The organism is Agrobacterium sp. CFBP 3001 (assembly GCF_027871605.1).
In the GTDB taxonomy this organism is placed as follows: domain Bacteria; phylum Pseudomonadota; class Alphaproteobacteria; order Rhizobiales; family Rhizobiaceae; genus Agrobacterium; species Agrobacterium leguminum.
In genome coordinates this window covers 57,088-72,376 of sequence record NZ_JAQAHD010000004.1, presented here as the reverse complement: position 1 = coordinate 72,376, position 15,289 = coordinate 57,088, and the positions used below count along the sequence as shown (strand labels likewise).

The window sequence follows — 15,289 nt, the reverse complement described above, 5'->3', positions numbered from 1 at the left end:
GCCCCACACGGGCTAAGGCAGAAGGCAACCGGGCGAGGATCGCGGCTGATGGCGTTTTCGCTGTCGCCTTTCGGTGCAACGTCACGGTGTCGGGTGGATTTTCCACACAGGATCAGATTTTCAGGGAAGAGCACAATGAGTTTCAAGCCGCACGGCAAACATCTGGTTGCAGGAGAATGGGTCGCAACGGAAGCTAAATTCCGCAGCGAGCCTGCACATGGCGAAGCTTTCGATTTTTCGGTCGGCACCGTCGATCTGGTGAATGCGGCCTGTGAAGCTGCCGAAGAAGCCTTCTGGAGCTACGGTTACACCACCCGCGAAGAGCGCGCCGCATTCCTCGACACCATCGCCGATGAGATCGAAGCACGCGCCGACGCCATCACCGAAATCGGCTCGTCCGAGACCGGCCTGCCCGCAGGACGTTTGCAGGGCGAACGCGGCCGCACCGTTGGCCAGCTGCGCCTTTTCGCCTCGCACATCCGCAAGGGCGACTATCTCGACCGTCGCCATGACGAAGCGCTGCCAGATCGTCAGCCGCTGCCGCGCCCGGATATCCGCCTGATGCAGCGCCCGATCGGCCCCGTCGCGGTCTTCGGCGCCTCCAACTTCCCGCTCGCCTTCTCCACGGCCGGCGGTGATACCGCTGCCGCTCTGGCAGCCGGCTGCCCGGTCGTCGTCAAGGGCCATTCCGCCCATCCCGGCACCGGCGAAATCGTTGCCGAAGCCGTTCTCGCCGCCGTCAAGAAGCACAATCTGCATCCCGGCGTTTTCTCGTTGATCCAGGGCGGCCGCCGCGATGTCGGTTCCGCGCTCGTGCAGCATCCGCGCATCAAGGCGGTCGGTTTCACCGGTTCGCTCGCCGGCGGCCGCGCGCTGTTCGATCTCTGCGCCCAGCGCCCCGAGCCGATCCCCTTCTTCGGCGAACTGGGGTCCGTCAACCCGATGTTCCTGCTGCCGGAAGCCGTTGCGGCTCGCGGTGAAGCCATTGCCAAGGGCTGGGCGGGCTCGCTCACCATGGGTGCTGGCCAGTTCTGCACCAACCCCGGCATCGCCGTCATCCTCTCCGAGCAGGCGGATGCGGTTGCTGAAACCGCACGTGCGGCCCTTTCGGAAGTCGGCCCTCAGGTCATGCTGACCGACGGCATCGCCGCCGCCTATCGCGACGGCCGTGATCGTATCGCTGCCGGCAACGGCGTGCGCGATGTTCTCACTACCACCTGCAACCTGCGCAATGCAACGCCTTACCTGTTCCGCGTTTCGGGCAAGGACTGGGTTGCCAACCATGCGCTTGCTGAAGAAGTCTTCGGACCCCTCGGCCTGATCGTGACGGTTGATAGCACCGAGGAAATGCTGGAAGTTGCCAAGAGCTTCGAAGGCCAGCTGACGGCAACCATGCATCTTGATGCCGGCGACGCCGAACTTGGTCGCAAGCTGCTGCCGATCCTCGAGCGCAAGGCCGGCCGCGTTCTCGCCAACGGTTTCCCAACCGGCGTGGAAGTCTCCGAAGCCATGGTGCATGGCGGCCCTTACCCGGCATCGACGAACTTCGGCGCAACCTCTGTTGGCACGATGTCGATCCGCCGCTTCATGCGCCCGGTTTCCTACCAGAACATTCCTTCGGATGTTCTGCCTGACGATATCCGCTAAAACTGATCGGGGCAGGCGCAGCGCTGCACCTGCCCTTTTTATTCGGCTTTACCGCCCTTCGGGAAATACGGCCTGACGCTGAAGCGTCAACCGCCTCCCCTTCTCCCGCCTCACGGTCCCCATCCAGATTTTTCCGTACCAAGACGTCGGCATCGGTTGACATCGCCCCCGCACGTAATGCTAATACGCAATCTCGTAACGTAATAACATTACAATCGTCCTTCAGAACCGATACCGGTTCGTATCCGCACGGGGATGATAACGCCTGGAAGGAACACCATGAGATTTTCCCTTCAACAGCACCTTGGCATGAGCGCGCTTGCCACGTGCCTTGCCCTCACCCTGCCGCTCGCCTCTGGCGTGGCGCAGGCGGAAGAAAGCGGCGACACCGTCAAGGAATGGCGGCTGTTCGTCGCCGATCACAGCCAGCCCGTGGTGCGCGCAATCAATTTCGAAACCGGCAAGGAACTCGGACGCTACGACCTCAAGGGCTATGCGGCGCTGACCGCCAGCGCCTCCGGCAAGACGGTCTTCGCGACGCAATCGGATGCCGACATGGTGCATGTGATCAAGACCGGCATCGTTTTCTCCGATCATGGCGAGCATCGCGATCTGGATGTGGAAGATGCGGCGCTTTTGCCCGTCACCTTCGAAGGCAAGCGCCCTTTCCACGTCGTGCCGCATGATGACCATGCCATTCTTTTTTATGACCGTGGCGGCAAGGCAGAGATCATCGATGAAGCAGCCCTGCTGGACGGCAAGGCCAAGGTCCGCACCGTCGATACGACCGCCCCGCATCACGGCGTGGCGGTGACCATGGGCCGTTACGTTCTGGTTTCCGTACCGAATACCGAGGTCGAAACGAAACCCGATACGCTGCCGCCACGCATCGGGCTGCGTGTTCTCGACAGGGAGGGCAAGCAGGTCGGCGAACAGGCGGCATGCACCGATCTGCATGGCGAGGCAACATCCGCGCGGCTTGTCGCTTTTGGCTGCAAGGAAGGCATTCTCGTTGCCCGCCCCGGCGGCACCGATGGTCCCAAGCTTGAAATGCTGCCCTATCCGGAAGATTTCCCGAAAGCCTATACCGGCACGCTGCTGGGCGGCAAATCCATGCAGTTCTTCCTCGGCAATTACGGTGAGGACAAGGTCGTCCTGATCGATCCTGACAGCAAGGACGCCTTCCGCCTGGTGGAACTGCCGACCCGGCGCGTCGATTTCATTCTCGATCCCGCCAATCCGCGCAACGCCTACATCCTGACGGAAGACGGCGACCTGCATGTGCTTGACGTGCTGGAAGGCGCCATCACCCGCAAGGCGAAGGTGACCGAACCCTACAGCAAGGACGGCCACTGGCGCGATCCGCGCCCACGTCTCGCTGTTGCCGATGGGCAGGTCGCGATCTCCGATCCGCGCCATTCCCTGATCCGCGTGGTGGATGCGGAAAGCCTGACGGAAACCCGCACGCTTGCGGTGGCAGGTCAGCCCTATTCCATCGTTGCCGTTGGCGGCTCCGGCGCTTCGCACTGATATCCAACAAAAGAAACCCCGTGCGCCTGAAGGACACACGGGGTTTCCTGATTTTGATGGGCCGTATTATCAGGCCGACTGCACAGCCTGTATCTTGTCGATGCCGCCGACAATGCCTGAGAAATCCTGCCAGACGCCCTGCGCGCCCTTGCGCCATTCATCCAGCGCTTCCGGCTGCAGCACCTTGCCGCCCTTCGAAAGCGCAAGCTCGACGGACTTCACTTCGTCCTCGACGATCAGCTGGTTGAAATATTGCGCGCCTTCGCTCGATGCTTCCAGGAGAACCTTCTTCTCTTCGTCGTCCAGCTGGTTCCAGAAGGTCGCGCCATAATAGACGACGCCTGAAGCCCAGATGTGGCCGGTTTCCGTCAGATAGGGCACGACCTCGTAAAGCTTGAAGCCGGCATAAGCGGACTTGGTGAGATCCATGGCATCAGCCACGCCGGTTGCCAGCGCATTATAGGTCTCGGTGATCGGAATACCGACCGGGGTGGTGCCGAAGGCGCTCCAGAGCTTGGTGTGCAGCGGGCTCTGGATAACGCGGATCTTCTTGCCTTCCAGCTGCTCCGGTCGGGTAACCGGCTCCTTGGTCAGAAGATGGCGAGCGCCGTAATTGATGAAATCGGCTGCGATGAATTGCTGGGCGGCGAGCTTCGTCTTCAGATCAGTGCCAGTCTCGCCCGTAACAACCTTGCGCACATGCTCGGCATCGCGGAACAGGAAGGGCAGATCGAGGATCTGCAATTCCGGTACCCAGCCGGAGAGCGAGGAGACGGTGGAAAGGCTCGCCTGAACCGATCCGAGCCGGATATTTTCCGCCACTTCCTTTTCACCGCCCAGCGCGCCGCTCTTGACGATATTGAAACGGAAACGGCCGGGCAGCTTTGCCTCCACCAACTCGCTGATCTTCACCCAGATTTCCGTTTCCGGCTTGTCGTCGGCGAAAAGCGACGCGACGGTGAGGCTGCGGGTTCTGGCATTTGCCGTGGTTACGAAGGCAGGCGCGGCGAGCGTTGCGGCGCCGATGGCGGAGAGTTTGAGGAGATTGCGGCGATCGATAATAGTCATGATTGAAACCCCAAATTTAGAAGAAAATGGCCCAAGCGCACAAAATGGCGAGGGAAACGAGAAGCGAGACGAGATAAGGAACGACGGCCCGGAAAAGTGCTGTCGCCGGAATGCGGGTGACGCCGCTGACCACGAAGATCAGCATGCCGAGCGGCGGTGTCAGGCCATGGATCATCAGATTGACCACGAGGATGACGCCGAAATGGATGGGATCAATGCCGGCGGCCACGGCGGCGGGCAGCAGGATCGGCCCGAACAGCAGGATGGCCGCGCCAATGTCCAGCACCAGTCCCACCACGAGCAGGATCAGGTTGGAGAGTAGAAGCACCGCAATCTTGCTGCCACCGAGCAAAGTCACAAAATCCGTGACGAGCCCCGAGACATTGTCAACCGCCAGCAGGAAGGCAAAAGGCCCGGCCGTGCCGATCAGAAGACCGATGGCCGCCGCCTCACCCGCCGACTGGCGGAAGGTCGCGAAAATGCGGCCCGCGCCCAGCCGGTAACCGAAGCCGAGAAGCAGCGTGTAAAGTGCGGCAAGCGCTGCCGCTTCCGTGGTGGTGACGATGCCGATGCGGATGCCGACAACCACGATGACGCCAAGACCGAAGGCCGGTATGGCGGCGATGGCCGAGCGCCAGCGCTCCGCACCCGTCGCGCGTGGCAAGGTATCGACGCTGCGCACGCTGAAATGGATTGCCACCGCAAGGCAGACCGCCATCAGCCCGCCGGCAAAGAAACCGCCAACCAGCAGCGAGCCGACCGACAGATTGGTGGCCGTTGCGAGGATGAGAAACGCGATGGAGGGCGGAATGACATTGTCCAGCACGGAAGTGGCGGCGATGATCGCGCCCGCCTGCGCCGGCGGATAGCCGTGCTTGACGAGTTCCGGCTGGAAGGTGGAAGCGCCGAAGGCGGCATTGGCGACCGATGAGCCGGACGCGCCGGAAAAAAGCACGCTGGTCAAAAGCGTCGTCTGCGCCAGGCCTGCCCGCCGGTGCCCGACCATGGAGGCAGCGAAACGCACCAGCTGGTTGGCGACGCCCGATTCCGTCAGCAGGCTTCCGGCCAGCAGGAAGAAGGGAATGGCGAGCAGCAGGAATTTCGACATGCCGGTCACGGTTGACGAAACGATGGCCGGTTCCGGCAAGGTGCTGCCGAAGGCAATCGCCACATAGGCGGCGGCAAGGAAGGCATGGGCAAGCGGCGCAGCGAGCACCAGCCCCACGGCCGCCGTCAGCGCCAGAAACAGGCTCGGCGGCAGGTTCGTATCGACGAAAACTTCCGGCAGGCCGACATACGCCACAATGGCGATGGCGAGAGATGCGAGAACGGCAAACACCTTGCCTTCACTGACACGCTGAAGCGCCAGATAGAAAAGGATAAGCGCGCCGCCTGCGCCGAGAAAGCCGAAACGCACCCATTCCGGCAGACCAAGCGTCGGAGATGTGCCGCCAAGCATCGCCGCGATCTCCACTCCGCCGAAAGCGAGGATGAGTGCTGCGATAAAGGAGAAGGCATCGGCCAGAACTTCGGTCGCCGCGTGAAATCGTTGCGGAAGGAACCGCACGAAGACATCGAGCCGCATGGCGAGCGCACTTTTGAGACTGAGCGGCGCACCGACAGCGATCATGGCCACATGCAGCCAGATGCCGAGGTCTTCCGCGCCAATGAAGCCTGTGTGAAACAGATAACGCAGCGTGACATTGACCAGCACCACCAAGAGCAGCGCCGCAAGGATTGCTGCCGCGACCGCGCCGAGCACCGTGTCCAGAACGGCGAGCACCCGCTCGGCCACGCGTTGCGGGCCGATGCGTCTTTGTGCGATTGTCGTAGCAGGACTCGCCGTCATGGGTTTCTTCTCCACTCCCGAAGCCATGCTCAGGAGGCCTTGGCCGAGAGATCGCGGTCGAACAAAGTCGACCATGTGAATTGTTTTGCCGCCGAGACCTCACGCGATACGTCGAGACGCGGCAGAACCTTTTCGCCGAAGCGGAACGCCTCTTCCAGCAATGGCATGCCGGAAAGGATGAAGGTATTCACGCCCGCCTTCTTATAGGCCTCCAGCGTGCGGATGACAGTATCCGGCGAACCGACAATCGCGGTTCCCGGTCCCGGCCGCACAAGGCCAATGCCGGCCCAGAGGTTGGGCGCGATTTCAAGATCGCGCAGGTTCTCCGGTTTCTGTCCGCCGTGCATCGCCGTCATTCGCTGCTGGCCGACGGAATCGGTCTTGCCGACGAAATGCTGGTTGGCGGCAATGGCACGCTCATCCATGCGCCCGTAGAGATCAGCGGCGGCGGCCCATGCCTCTTCATCCGTATCGCGCACGATAACATAAAGGCGAATGCCGTATTCCAGTTCGCGACCGAGCTTTTCCGCGCGGGCCTTGACCAGATCGACCTTCGCGCCGATCTGATCGGGCGTTTCACCCCAGGAGAGGTAGGTCTCGACATGTTTGGCCGCAACGTCGATGGCCTTATCCGAGGACCCGCCGAACCACAATGGCGGCGGCTCGATGCCCTGCCCCACCGGAAGAGCGAGCTTCGCGCCCTCCGTCTGGAAATGCCGGCCCTTGAAATCGACCGTTTCGCCGGCAAAAAGCCGGTGCCATATCTGCAGATATTCATCCGCCATATCGTAGCGCTCGTCATGCGGCATGGTCATGCCGTAAGCGCCGAGCATCTTCGCATCGCCCGAGACGACATTTATCAGCAGGCGGCCGCGTGAAAACTCCTGAAGCGTCGCCGCCATCTTGGCGAGCAGCGTCGGCGCGACAAGGCCCGGATGAATGGCGACCAGAAACTTCAGCCGCTCGGTATAGGAAAGCAGCGCGCCCGCCAGAACCCAGACATCATGCGCGCCGGTGGCAAACAGCGCACCGGTGTAACCCAGCTGGTCGTAAGCGAGCGCCAGCTGTTTGTAATAACCGAGATCGACCTTGCGGGACCCTTCCGGCTGCCAGGGATAGGCACCATCGGGTGCGCACATGTACCAGAAAACATTCATCTGCCGCCTCCCGTGCTGGCTGATTGCCCGGTCAGAACCGGTAAAGAGAAATGACCGTGCCTGTAAAGCGTATCGGCCTCCTCCTGCTGTTCGGCAAGGATATTTTCGGCAGCGGCCACGACGGAAAGGTCTCGCGACCTCAGCACCTTGGCCCAGGACTGTGCATCACCTTCGCTGCCTGTTTCGGCGGCGAGAAGGGCAGCGGCTTTGTCGATATCCGCCATCACGGCCCGGCCGACGCGATCCAGTTCGGCCGCAATTGCCTGCCCTGTCTCGCCCGCTATGTTGTGGCGCGCAAGCGTCCAGAATAGCGAACGGTTGGGAATGGCGGAGCCGCAACGGACAAGAAGGCCGATCTCCTCATGGGTCAGAGCCTTTTCCAGCCGCGGCGACATCGTCACCCAGGCATCGACACGGCCTTCCACGAGATCGCGCAGGCTATCGCTGTCGCCGCTTTCAATACGGGTCACATCCGCAAGGCCAAGCCCCGCCCCTTCCAGGCTGCGCGCCAGAAGATAGGTGTGAAACGATCCATCGATCAGCGAAATGCGCTTTCCCGAGAGATCAGCGGCTGAGCGGATCGGGCTATCGCGCCGCACGAGGATTGCGCCATTGGCGGGCCTCGGCGCGGAAGCAGCGATATAGACCGCCGAAAGCCCGCGCGCATCCGCCTCAATGGGCGGTGTCGAGCCGGTGCCGCCGAAATGGATGTCGCCCTTTTCCAGAAGAGCTGCCGTATCGCGGCCTTCACGATAGCCCACGAATTCCGGATCGAATTCTTCAAAGGCGCCGGGCCAGAGCCGGGCGAGACGTAAATGCAGATTGTTGGGATGAACCCCGATTTTCATGTCGACACCTCATTTCCCATTCAATCTACTTTTTTATAGAATGTTTTCGAGAAACGTTTTGGCGATCCTCGGCCGGAAAGCGAAAGAGAAATCTACCAATCCTGTAGATTTTGAAAAATGCCAGACAGCGCTGAGATGAGGCTCTTCAAGCCATTGAAATTTTTCGCCATACAATCTACTTTTTTGTAGTTTGAAAAATGGGCCTGTAGTCGTGACGAAACCGGTTTCCAATCTCATCTGCCGCAGCGTGGTGGAAGCGAGCGAGCTTTTGAAGCTTGTCGCCAACGCCAATCGTCTGGCCATCGTCTGTTATCTAATGGAAACGGAAGCCTCCGTTTCCGCGCTGGAATATGAACTCGGTATCCAGCAACCCACGCTTTCGCAGCAGCTTGCCGAATTGCGTGACGCCGGTGTGATCGAAGGCTCACGGGAAGGCAAGGCGGTGATCTATCGTGTCACCGATCCGCGCATCGTCCAGCTGGTTTTGACATTGCGCGGTCTTTACACGGAGCTTTCCGATGTGACCGGCAAGAAAGGCAGACGGGCACTGCCGCTGGATGAGGCAATGTTCGACTAGCATGATCGACCTTTACACCTGGATCACGCCCAACGGCCTTAAAATCTCGATTGCGCTGGAAGAACTGGGCCTGCCCTATACCAGCCACGCCATCGACATCGAAAAAGGCGAGCAATTTGCCGCGGATTACGTCCGCATCAATCCCGGCTCGAAAATCCCTGCGATCGTCGACGATGAAAACGGCACCGTCCTGACGGAATCGAACGCGATCCTCATCTATCTCGCCGAAAAGGTAGGCCGGCTTCTGCCCGCCTCCGCGACAGAGCGACTGGTCGTCACAGAATGGCTGATGTGGCAGGCCGCCAATTTCGGCCCGACGCTCGGTTATGCCCATTATTTCCTGACCTACCATGCCGGACAGGCCCCCTTTGCCGAGACACGTTTCGCGGCGGATGTGGCGCGGCTTTACCGGACATTGAACGACCGCTTGAGCGAGCGGGAATTCGTGGCCAGCGATTTTTCAATAGCCGATATCGCCATCTGGCCATGGGTCTCACGTTTCGCGCGCCACAAAATCAATCTCGATGATTTTCCGGCGGTACAGCGGTGGTATCGCCAGCTTGGACAGCAGGAAAGTTTTCAGCGCGGTTATCGCGTACCCTTCGCAACGTCGGACGTACCCGGAATCTAACAGGCGACGAGGTGGCCGGGCGAAACCTCGCGATATTCACGCGGCTTGACGGCATAATCAACGGCGCGGATAGGGCTTTTCAGCTCGTCATTCGCAGCACCGCGCCTTGTGTTGCGGCGATCCGGGTCTGGCACCGGAACGGCCGCCATCAGCTTGCGGGTATAGTCGTGCTGCGGATTGTCGAAGACAGCCGCACGCGGGCCGATTTCGACGATCTCGCCGAGATACATCACCGCAACCCGGTGGCTGACGCGTTCCACCACCGCCATGTCATGGCTGATAAACAGAAAGGCAAGGTCGAGGCTCTGTTGCAGATCCAGCATCAGGTTGATGACCTGCGCCTTGATGGAAACATCCAGCGCCGAAACGCTTTCATCCGCGACAATCACCTTGGGCTGGAGCGCCAAGGCACGGGCGATGCAGATGCGCTGGCGCTGACCACCGGAAAATTCATGCGGGTAACGCGACGCCATGTCCGGTGAGAGGCCGACCTTTTTGAGCATGTCCGCCACCACATCCTTCGCCTCGCGGGCGCTTCCCATGCGGTGTTCCAGAAAAGGTTCGGCAATCGCGGCACCCACCGTCATACGCGGATTGAGCGAGGCGAAAGGGTCCTGAAAGATCATCTGAACCGTCTTGCGCATGTCCCGCATGCCCGTCTTGTCGAGTGCGAGAATGTTTTCGCCGTTGACCACAACCGAACCGGCATCCGGCTCGATCAGCCGCATGATGGCGCGTCCGGTGGTGGATTTGCCGCAGCCACTTTCGCCCACCAATGACAATGTTTCACCGGCCCTGAGATCGAAAGACACGTTTTCCACCGCATGGACCCGGCCGCTGAGACGCCCCAGAAGACCGGAGTGAATATCGAAGCGCTTGGTCAGTCCCTCCACCTTGAGCACGGGCTGTGCGGCTGCGTCAACGGTATCGGCCGGACGCGCCGGCTCCTGCGTTTCCCCCGTGGTGGTGTTGACGATGGGAAAACGGAGCGGTCTTTCCTCGCCTTTCATCGACCCCAGAACCGGAACGGCGGACAAAAGTGCGCGCGTATAGGGATGTTTACCGCGGTGGAAGATATCCGCAGTCGCACCGACTTCCACCTGCTCGCCGCGATACATGACGACCGTGCGGTCGGCGATTTCGGCCACCACACCCATGTCATGGGTGATGAAGAGGACTGAGGTGCCCTCCTCTTCCTGCAGCGTCTTGATGAGGTCGAGAATCTGGCCCTGAATGGTCACATCAAGCGCCGTCGTCGGCTCGTCGGCGATCAGGAGCTTCGGCCGGGAAGCGAGCGCCATGGCGATCATCACGCGCTGGCGCATGCCGCCGGAAAAGCGATGCGGATATTCATCGAAGCGCGAGGCGGCGGAGGGTATACGGACCTTTTCCAGCAGGCGGATCGTCTCCGCCCGCGCATAGGCTTTCGACATCGGCTGATGGCACAGCAGGGCTTCGGAAATCTGGTCGCCGATGGTGAAAAGCGGATTAAGGCTGGTCATCGGCTCCTGAAAGATCATCGCCACTTCATTGCCCCGCACCCGCCGCATGGCGTCTTCGGAAAGGGACAGCAGGTTGCGACCGCCGAGCAGAATTTCACCCTGAACCCTGCTGCTTTCCCGATCCAGCAACCGCATGATGGAAAGCGAGGTAACGCTTTTGCCGGAACCGCTTTCGCCGACGATCGCGACCGTCTCCCCCGGTCCGACATCGAAGGAAATATCACGCACCACCGGCTTCCAGCCGCCATCCACGTGAAAGGACGTGGTGAGATTGCGGACGGAAAGCACGGCATCTTCGGCACGGAGCGGTGCTGACTGCGGCATGGTCATGATCGTTCCCTTCTTTTCTTCTCATTTGAACTCAGGCAGGGCGTCGCCGCCTGTTTCTTCTCCCCAAGGGGGAGAAGGTGGCCCGAAGGGTCGGATGAGGGGGCAACGCCAGCGATAGACCGCACCCTTGCCCCCTCATCCCGCTGCCGCGGACTTCTCCCCCTCGGGGAGAAGAAACTCGTGGCACCCGCTCGTTCCATATGCAGTCGTTACTTAGTCCGGCCAGCGCAGCATGCCGTCGAAACGGTGGCGGCTGCGGTCCTCGAACGGTGTTGCAATCACCTCGTTGGAGGCGCGCGCCTTGTCCAGCTCCTCGGCCAGCCGGGAAGCCACAATGGTTTCCTGGCCGGGATGCAGGTTGCAGGGGTCGAGATAGAAATAACGGTGTTCCACCTCGTGATCGCGGACAATGATCGGCGGGCTGCCTTTGGCGAGCGCCGTCGTCAGGTCCCAGGCGGTGATATGGGCTTCCTCGGCATTGATGATGACACGCAGTCGGTCGAGCGGGTTGTTGGTTGGGTCGGGTTCGATCAGCGCCGTCACGCCGGGGCGTCCGTCCAGCGTCTTTTTCCAGAGGTTGAGATAGCCGGTTTCACGCTCGCGAATGCCGGCATGGTCACGCTTTTCCCAGGCTTCCAGCGCCGCCATCACGCCATAGATGCTTTCCTTGCCGACCTTCATGCCGCGGCCAACGCCCATATTCTGCAGGAAGGCGCTGCGCACCAGCTCCTTTTTGCCGGCGACGATGCCGGAAGTCGGGCCACCGAGGAACTTGTGGCCGGAATAAAGCACCACATCCGCGCCCGTTGCCAGAAACAGCTTCAGATCATATTCGGAAGCCGCATCGACGATGACAGGCACGCCCCTGGCATGGGCGATCTCGACGAATTCGGAAAGGTGCAGCAGACCGTAATTCACCACATGGTGCGAGACGACATAGACCGCCGCAGCCGTCTTTTCGGTAATGGCGTTTTCCATGTGGAAACGATGGGTCGATGTTGCCTGCCCGATCAGCACCACCTTGCCGCCGCCGAGACGGATTGCCTGATCCACCGGCGCCCCATAGCTCACCACATGGCCCATCTGCACCAGAACCTCGTTCTTTTCCGGGGTCACATCGGGCAGCTTTTCGATGGCCAGCAGATTATTGCCGGTAATGGCGCTCGCCACCGCAAGGCTTATGCCCGAGGAGCAGGAGGCCGTGACGAAACCGGCCTCGCCGCCCGTCAGCCTCGATATCACCGCGCTTGCCTTGCGTTGCAGATCGTTGATCTCGACGAATTGCGGCAGGATGGCCGCCATGGCCTCGACCGCTTCCGGAACGACGATAGAAGCGCCGAGCGAGGTCATGGTGCCCGAGACGTTGATGACCGGGCGAAGGCCGATCCTGCTTCTGATATCCTCGGTCATGTCTTTCTCCTGTCTTTGCGATGCGATGGGCATCGACATATATGCCATAATAATGTAATAGCTTCTCAAAATTCATGAGGAGCCAAAATTGGACGCCCATAAACTGGACGAAACGCCTTCAACCGCCCTGTCCGACGCCGCCGAAAACGCGGACGCGAAGGCGGCCAAGCGCTCGCGCGTCAGCGGCATCGACCGCGCCCTTCAGGTTATTGATTATCTTTATGAAACCGGATCGCCGGCTGGCGCCTACGCCATCGCCAAGGCGATCAAGGCGCCGCTTTCCACCGTCTATGTGATCATTGACGATCTCGTCGAAAAGAACATGCTGGCGCGCAATGCCGATGGCAACATCTGGCTCGGCGCGCGGCTTTACCACTATGGTCTTGCCTATGCCCGCTCGCTGGATTTCATGGGTGTCGCCACCCACGAAATGCACGATCTGTGCCGCCATGCGGGCGAGACCGTGCAGCTTTGCGGCCGCGATGGCGACCATATGCTGGTGTTGGCCATGGCCGATGGTCCGAGCCATTTTCAGGTCGCCTCGCGTGTCGGCACCCGCGTTCCCTTGAACTGGACGGCGTCCGGCCGCCTGCTCGTCGGGCATCTGCCCGAGGCGGAACGTGTCGAGCTTTTCAGGCGCTGCGCCCGCACCTCGCCGACCGGTCGCGCCGAAATCAACCCCGAAACCCTGTCGCAATCGGCAGGTGCCGCTTTCCATGACCGGCTGTCGATACAGGTCGCCGAATCCGATTACGCCGTCGCCTGCATCGCCTCGCCGATCTGCGACAACAGGGGCGAATGCGTTGCGACGATTTCCATCGTGCTGCCGGAACAGAAGGTGCTGGCGGACGAAAACCATTATACCGAACAGGTCAGGGTCTCGGCGGAACGGATCGAAAAGCTGATGGGCTGGCGCAACCATTGAACGGCCTCAATCCTTGAGCGCGACGATGGCTTCTATCTCAACGGTGATGTTGCCCGGCAGCGAGCCAAAACCGACGGCGGAGCGGGCGTGCTGCCCGGCATCGCCGAATACATCGATGAAGAGATCGGAGCAGCCATTGATGACGCTCGGGTGATCGCGGAAATCGCTGACGGCGTTGACCATGCCGAGCAGCTTGACCACCTTCTTCACCCGCGACAGGTCTCCCAGCGCCTCATGCATGACCGCCAGCAGGTTGATGCCGGTGAGGCGTGCGTGGTTATAGGCCTCTTCCAGCCCGATTTCCGCGCCCACCTTGCCGGCGTAAAGATGGCCGTTTTCCTCCCGCGGCCCCTGCCCCGAAAGATAAAGCATGTTGCCTTCCACCACATGGGTGACGAAATTGGCGATCGGCGGCGGCGGCGGCGGCAGGGAAATGCCGAGCGCGGCGAGCCGGTCATAGGGCGAATGACGCCCCTCTGCCTCAAGCGAAGACTGTTTCACGCGAATTCCTCATAATACAGGGACGGGTATCCCCTTAATCTCTGCGGAAGACGTAGGGGATTGCCCTCCTCCGCCTTGTCCATTTGGGTTCAGCGCCAGGAATAACCATGGCTGTGGCGCACGAGCTTGCGCGCCCTTGGAATGTAACGGCTGGCAGCAATCGCCTCCGCGCCGATGACCGCGTAACGCGGCTCGAACAGGCGCTTCAGGCGCGAGACGTCGCCATTGGAATCGGTCGCTTCCAGATCGGAATCCACGAGATCGAAAACCGTGAAATCGGCGCGCTGGCCGACATCGAGACGGTTTTCCATATCGAGGCGGATCACGGAGGCCGGATTGCGGGTGACGGCCTCGACGACATTTTCGAAGGGCATATTGACCGACAGCAGCTTCGACATGGTCGTCGCCAGATCCCAAACCGGGAAATTCATCGAATGGCCATGCAAATCCGTGGAAATCGAGAACGGCAGCAGCCCGCGCGCAATCGCCGCTTCCGCCACCTTGAAGGAGAAGGAGGCGCCGCCATGGCCGATATCCAGCCGGATGCCTTCGCCCGCACAGCGTTCGGCAAGGTTGAACAGGTCCTCGTCTTCCATGATGCTGGAACCCGATTTGCCGTTGAAGCAATGGGTCACGACATCGCCGGGGCCGAGAATTTCCAGCACCTCGTCATAAAGTGCGGGCGGTTCGCCCACATGCACCATCATCGGCACTTTCAGGATCTTGGCGATCTTCTTGCCGAGCTTGACCGGCGTAACACCCCAGGAGCCGGTGATAACATGGCTCGCCCGCACCTTGAGGCCGACAATATGTTCGCTGTTTTCGGCGTAACATTCGATGATACGATCGAGATCGATATCCTTGATGTCGCGCAGTTCCGGCACGCGGTTACAGGCGACGAGACCGATGGAACCGAGATTGAGGAAGGCCTTGATGCGCTCTCTCGAGGGCTCAATGATATATTCACGGAAACCGTGGAAATTCGCCTCACCCGCCGAACCGGCATCCACCAGCGTGGTCACGCCGCGCTCGGCCCCGCATTCCGAGGGGCGGATGGAGATATCGGTGCCGCCATGCCAGATATGCACGTGCAGATCGACCCAGCCGGGCGAAATGAAGGCACCCTTGGCATCAATGCGCTGCGCATCAGCAGGCACTTGAAGGCCAAGCCCAACCGCAGCAATCCTGCCATCGCCGCCGATCAGGATATCGGTCGAAGCCTGTGGTGCGCCCTTTTCGAAACCAACGGGTTTGACATTGGTGAGAAGAATGGGAGCTTGAAGAGGCGTTTTCGCCTGTTCACCGGACGTCATA

General features: G+C 60.8%; 13 protein-coding genes. 5 read left to right on the top strand and 8 right to left on the bottom strand.

Going from position 1 to position 15,289, the window contains the following annotated elements; all coding sequences use genetic code 11:
* Positions 1–135: 135 nt before the first annotated feature.
* The gene (locus PH605_RS07295) at positions 136–1,647 is read left to right on the top strand and encodes an aldehyde dehydrogenase (NADP(+)) (protein ID WP_065655639.1); all 1,512 of its coding nucleotides are present in this window, start codon (positions 136–138) and stop codon (positions 1,645–1,647) included.
* Between the two features lie 279 nt (positions 1,648–1,926).
* A complete protein-coding gene (aztD, locus tag PH605_RS07290) occupies positions 1,927–3,177 on the top strand; it encodes a zinc metallochaperone AztD (RefSeq protein ID WP_142844596.1) in 1,251 nt (416 codons plus the stop codon).
* Between the two features lie 69 nt (positions 3,178–3,246).
* Here the strand turns inward: aztD and PH605_RS07285 are convergent, their stop codons facing one another.
* From PH605_RS07285 to PH605_RS07270, 4 genes are read right to left on the bottom strand one after another with little or no spacing between them, the layout of a single operon-like run.
* Positions 3,247–4,245: a TRAP transporter substrate-binding protein gene (locus tag PH605_RS07285; protein ID WP_142844597.1), complete on the bottom strand. Its 999-nt coding sequence runs from the start codon at positions 4,243–4,245 to the stop codon at positions 3,247–3,249.
* Between the two features lie 16 nt (positions 4,246–4,261).
* Positions 4,262–6,094, bottom strand: a complete 1,833-nt coding sequence (locus PH605_RS07280) for a TRAP transporter large permease (protein WP_142844598.1) — start codon at positions 6,092–6,094, stop codon at positions 4,262–4,264.
* Positions 6,095–6,123: 29 nt separating this feature from the next.
* Positions 6,124–7,251, bottom strand: a complete 1,128-nt coding sequence (locus tag PH605_RS07275; protein WP_142844599.1) for an LLM class flavin-dependent oxidoreductase — start codon at positions 7,249–7,251, stop codon at positions 6,124–6,126.
* Positions 7,248–8,099: an ABC transporter substrate-binding protein gene (locus PH605_RS07270; protein WP_142844600.1), complete on the bottom strand. Its 852-nt coding sequence runs from the start codon at positions 8,097–8,099 to the stop codon at positions 7,248–7,250. The genes PH605_RS07275 and PH605_RS07270 overlap by 4 nt, the downstream gene beginning before the upstream one ends.
* A gap of 211 nt (positions 8,100–8,310) precedes the next feature.
* On the opposite strand from PH605_RS07270, the gene PH605_RS07265 reads away from it, so the two are divergent.
* Together PH605_RS07265 and PH605_RS07260 are read left to right on the top strand one after the other, a co-directional pair.
* Positions 8,311–8,676, top strand: coding sequence for an ArsR/SmtB family transcription factor (locus PH605_RS07265; RefSeq protein WP_065655633.1), 366 nt, complete (start codon positions 8,311–8,313; stop codon positions 8,674–8,676).
* Position 8,677: 1 nt separating this feature from the next.
* Positions 8,678–9,307, top strand: a complete 630-nt coding sequence (locus PH605_RS07260) for a glutathione S-transferase family protein (RefSeq protein WP_142844601.1) — start codon at positions 8,678–8,680, stop codon at positions 9,305–9,307.
* Here PH605_RS07260 and PH605_RS07255 read toward each other — a convergent pair.
* Both PH605_RS07255 and PH605_RS07250 read right to left on the bottom strand, forming a co-directional pair.
* Positions 9,304–11,139 carry an ABC transporter ATP-binding protein gene (locus PH605_RS07255; protein ID WP_142844602.1) on the bottom strand — a complete coding sequence of 612 codons (1,836 nt, stop codon included), beginning with the start codon at positions 11,137–11,139 and terminating at the stop codon, positions 9,304–9,306. The genes PH605_RS07260 and PH605_RS07255 overlap by 4 nt on opposite strands.
* Before the next feature lie 213 nt (positions 11,140–11,352).
* Positions 11,353–12,549, bottom strand: coding sequence for an aminotransferase class V-fold PLP-dependent enzyme (locus PH605_RS07250; protein ID WP_142844603.1), 1,197 nt, complete (start codon positions 12,547–12,549; stop codon positions 11,353–11,355).
* Positions 12,550–12,637: 88 nt separating this feature from the next.
* Here PH605_RS07250 and PH605_RS07245 point away from each other — a divergent pair, with 88 nt between their 5' ends.
* Positions 12,638–13,474, top strand: a complete 837-nt coding sequence (locus PH605_RS07245; protein ID WP_059758172.1) for an IclR family transcriptional regulator — start codon at positions 12,638–12,640, stop codon at positions 13,472–13,474.
* Positions 13,475–13,480: 6 nt separating this feature from the next.
* Here PH605_RS07245 and PH605_RS07240 read toward each other — a convergent pair whose 3' ends face one another.
* The gene (locus PH605_RS07240; RefSeq protein ID WP_003519868.1) at positions 13,481–13,975 is read right to left on the bottom strand and encodes a RidA family protein; all 495 of its coding nucleotides are present in this window, start codon (positions 13,973–13,975) and stop codon (positions 13,481–13,483) included.
* 89 nt (positions 13,976–14,064) lie between these two features.
* A complete protein-coding gene (locus tag PH605_RS07235) occupies positions 14,065–15,288 on the bottom strand; it encodes an amidohydrolase/deacetylase family metallohydrolase (RefSeq protein ID WP_142844604.1) in 1,224 nt (407 codons plus the stop codon).
* Position 15,289 lies beyond the last annotated feature (1 nt).

Excerpts from the sequence above, each read along its gene's own strand:
- PH605_RS07295 (WP_065655639.1), top strand. The coding sequence starts at position 136 with ATGAGTTTCAAGCCGCACGGCAAACATCTGGTTGCAGGAGAATGGGTC.
- aztD (WP_142844596.1), top strand. The coding sequence starts at position 1,927 with ATGAGATTTTCCCTTCAACAGCACCTTGGCATGAGCGCGCTTGCCACG.
- PH605_RS07285 (WP_142844597.1), bottom strand. The coding sequence starts at position 4,245 with ATGACTATTATCGATCGCCGCAATCTCCTCAAACTCTCCGCCATCGGC.
- PH605_RS07280 (WP_142844598.1), bottom strand. The coding sequence starts at position 6,094 with ATGACGGCGAGTCCTGCTACGACAATCGCACAAAGACGCATCGGCCCG.
- PH605_RS07275 (WP_142844599.1), bottom strand. The coding sequence starts at position 7,251 with ATGAATGTTTTCTGGTACATGTGCGCACCCGATGGTGCCTATCCCTGG.
- PH605_RS07270 (WP_142844600.1), bottom strand. The coding sequence starts at position 8,099 with ATGAAAATCGGGGTTCATCCCAACAATCTGCATTTACGTCTCGCCCGG.
- PH605_RS07260 (WP_142844601.1), top strand. The coding sequence starts at position 8,678 with ATGATCGACCTTTACACCTGGATCACGCCCAACGGCCTTAAAATCTCG.
- PH605_RS07255 (WP_142844602.1), bottom strand. The coding sequence starts at position 11,139 with ATGACCATGCCGCAGTCAGCACCGCTCCGTGCCGAAGATGCCGTGCTT.
- PH605_RS07250 (WP_142844603.1), bottom strand. The coding sequence starts at position 12,549 with ATGACCGAGGATATCAGAAGCAGGATCGGCCTTCGCCCGGTCATCAAC.
- PH605_RS07235 (WP_142844604.1), bottom strand. The coding sequence starts at position 15,288 with ATGACGTCCGGTGAACAGGCGAAAACGCCTCTTCAAGCTCCCATTCTT.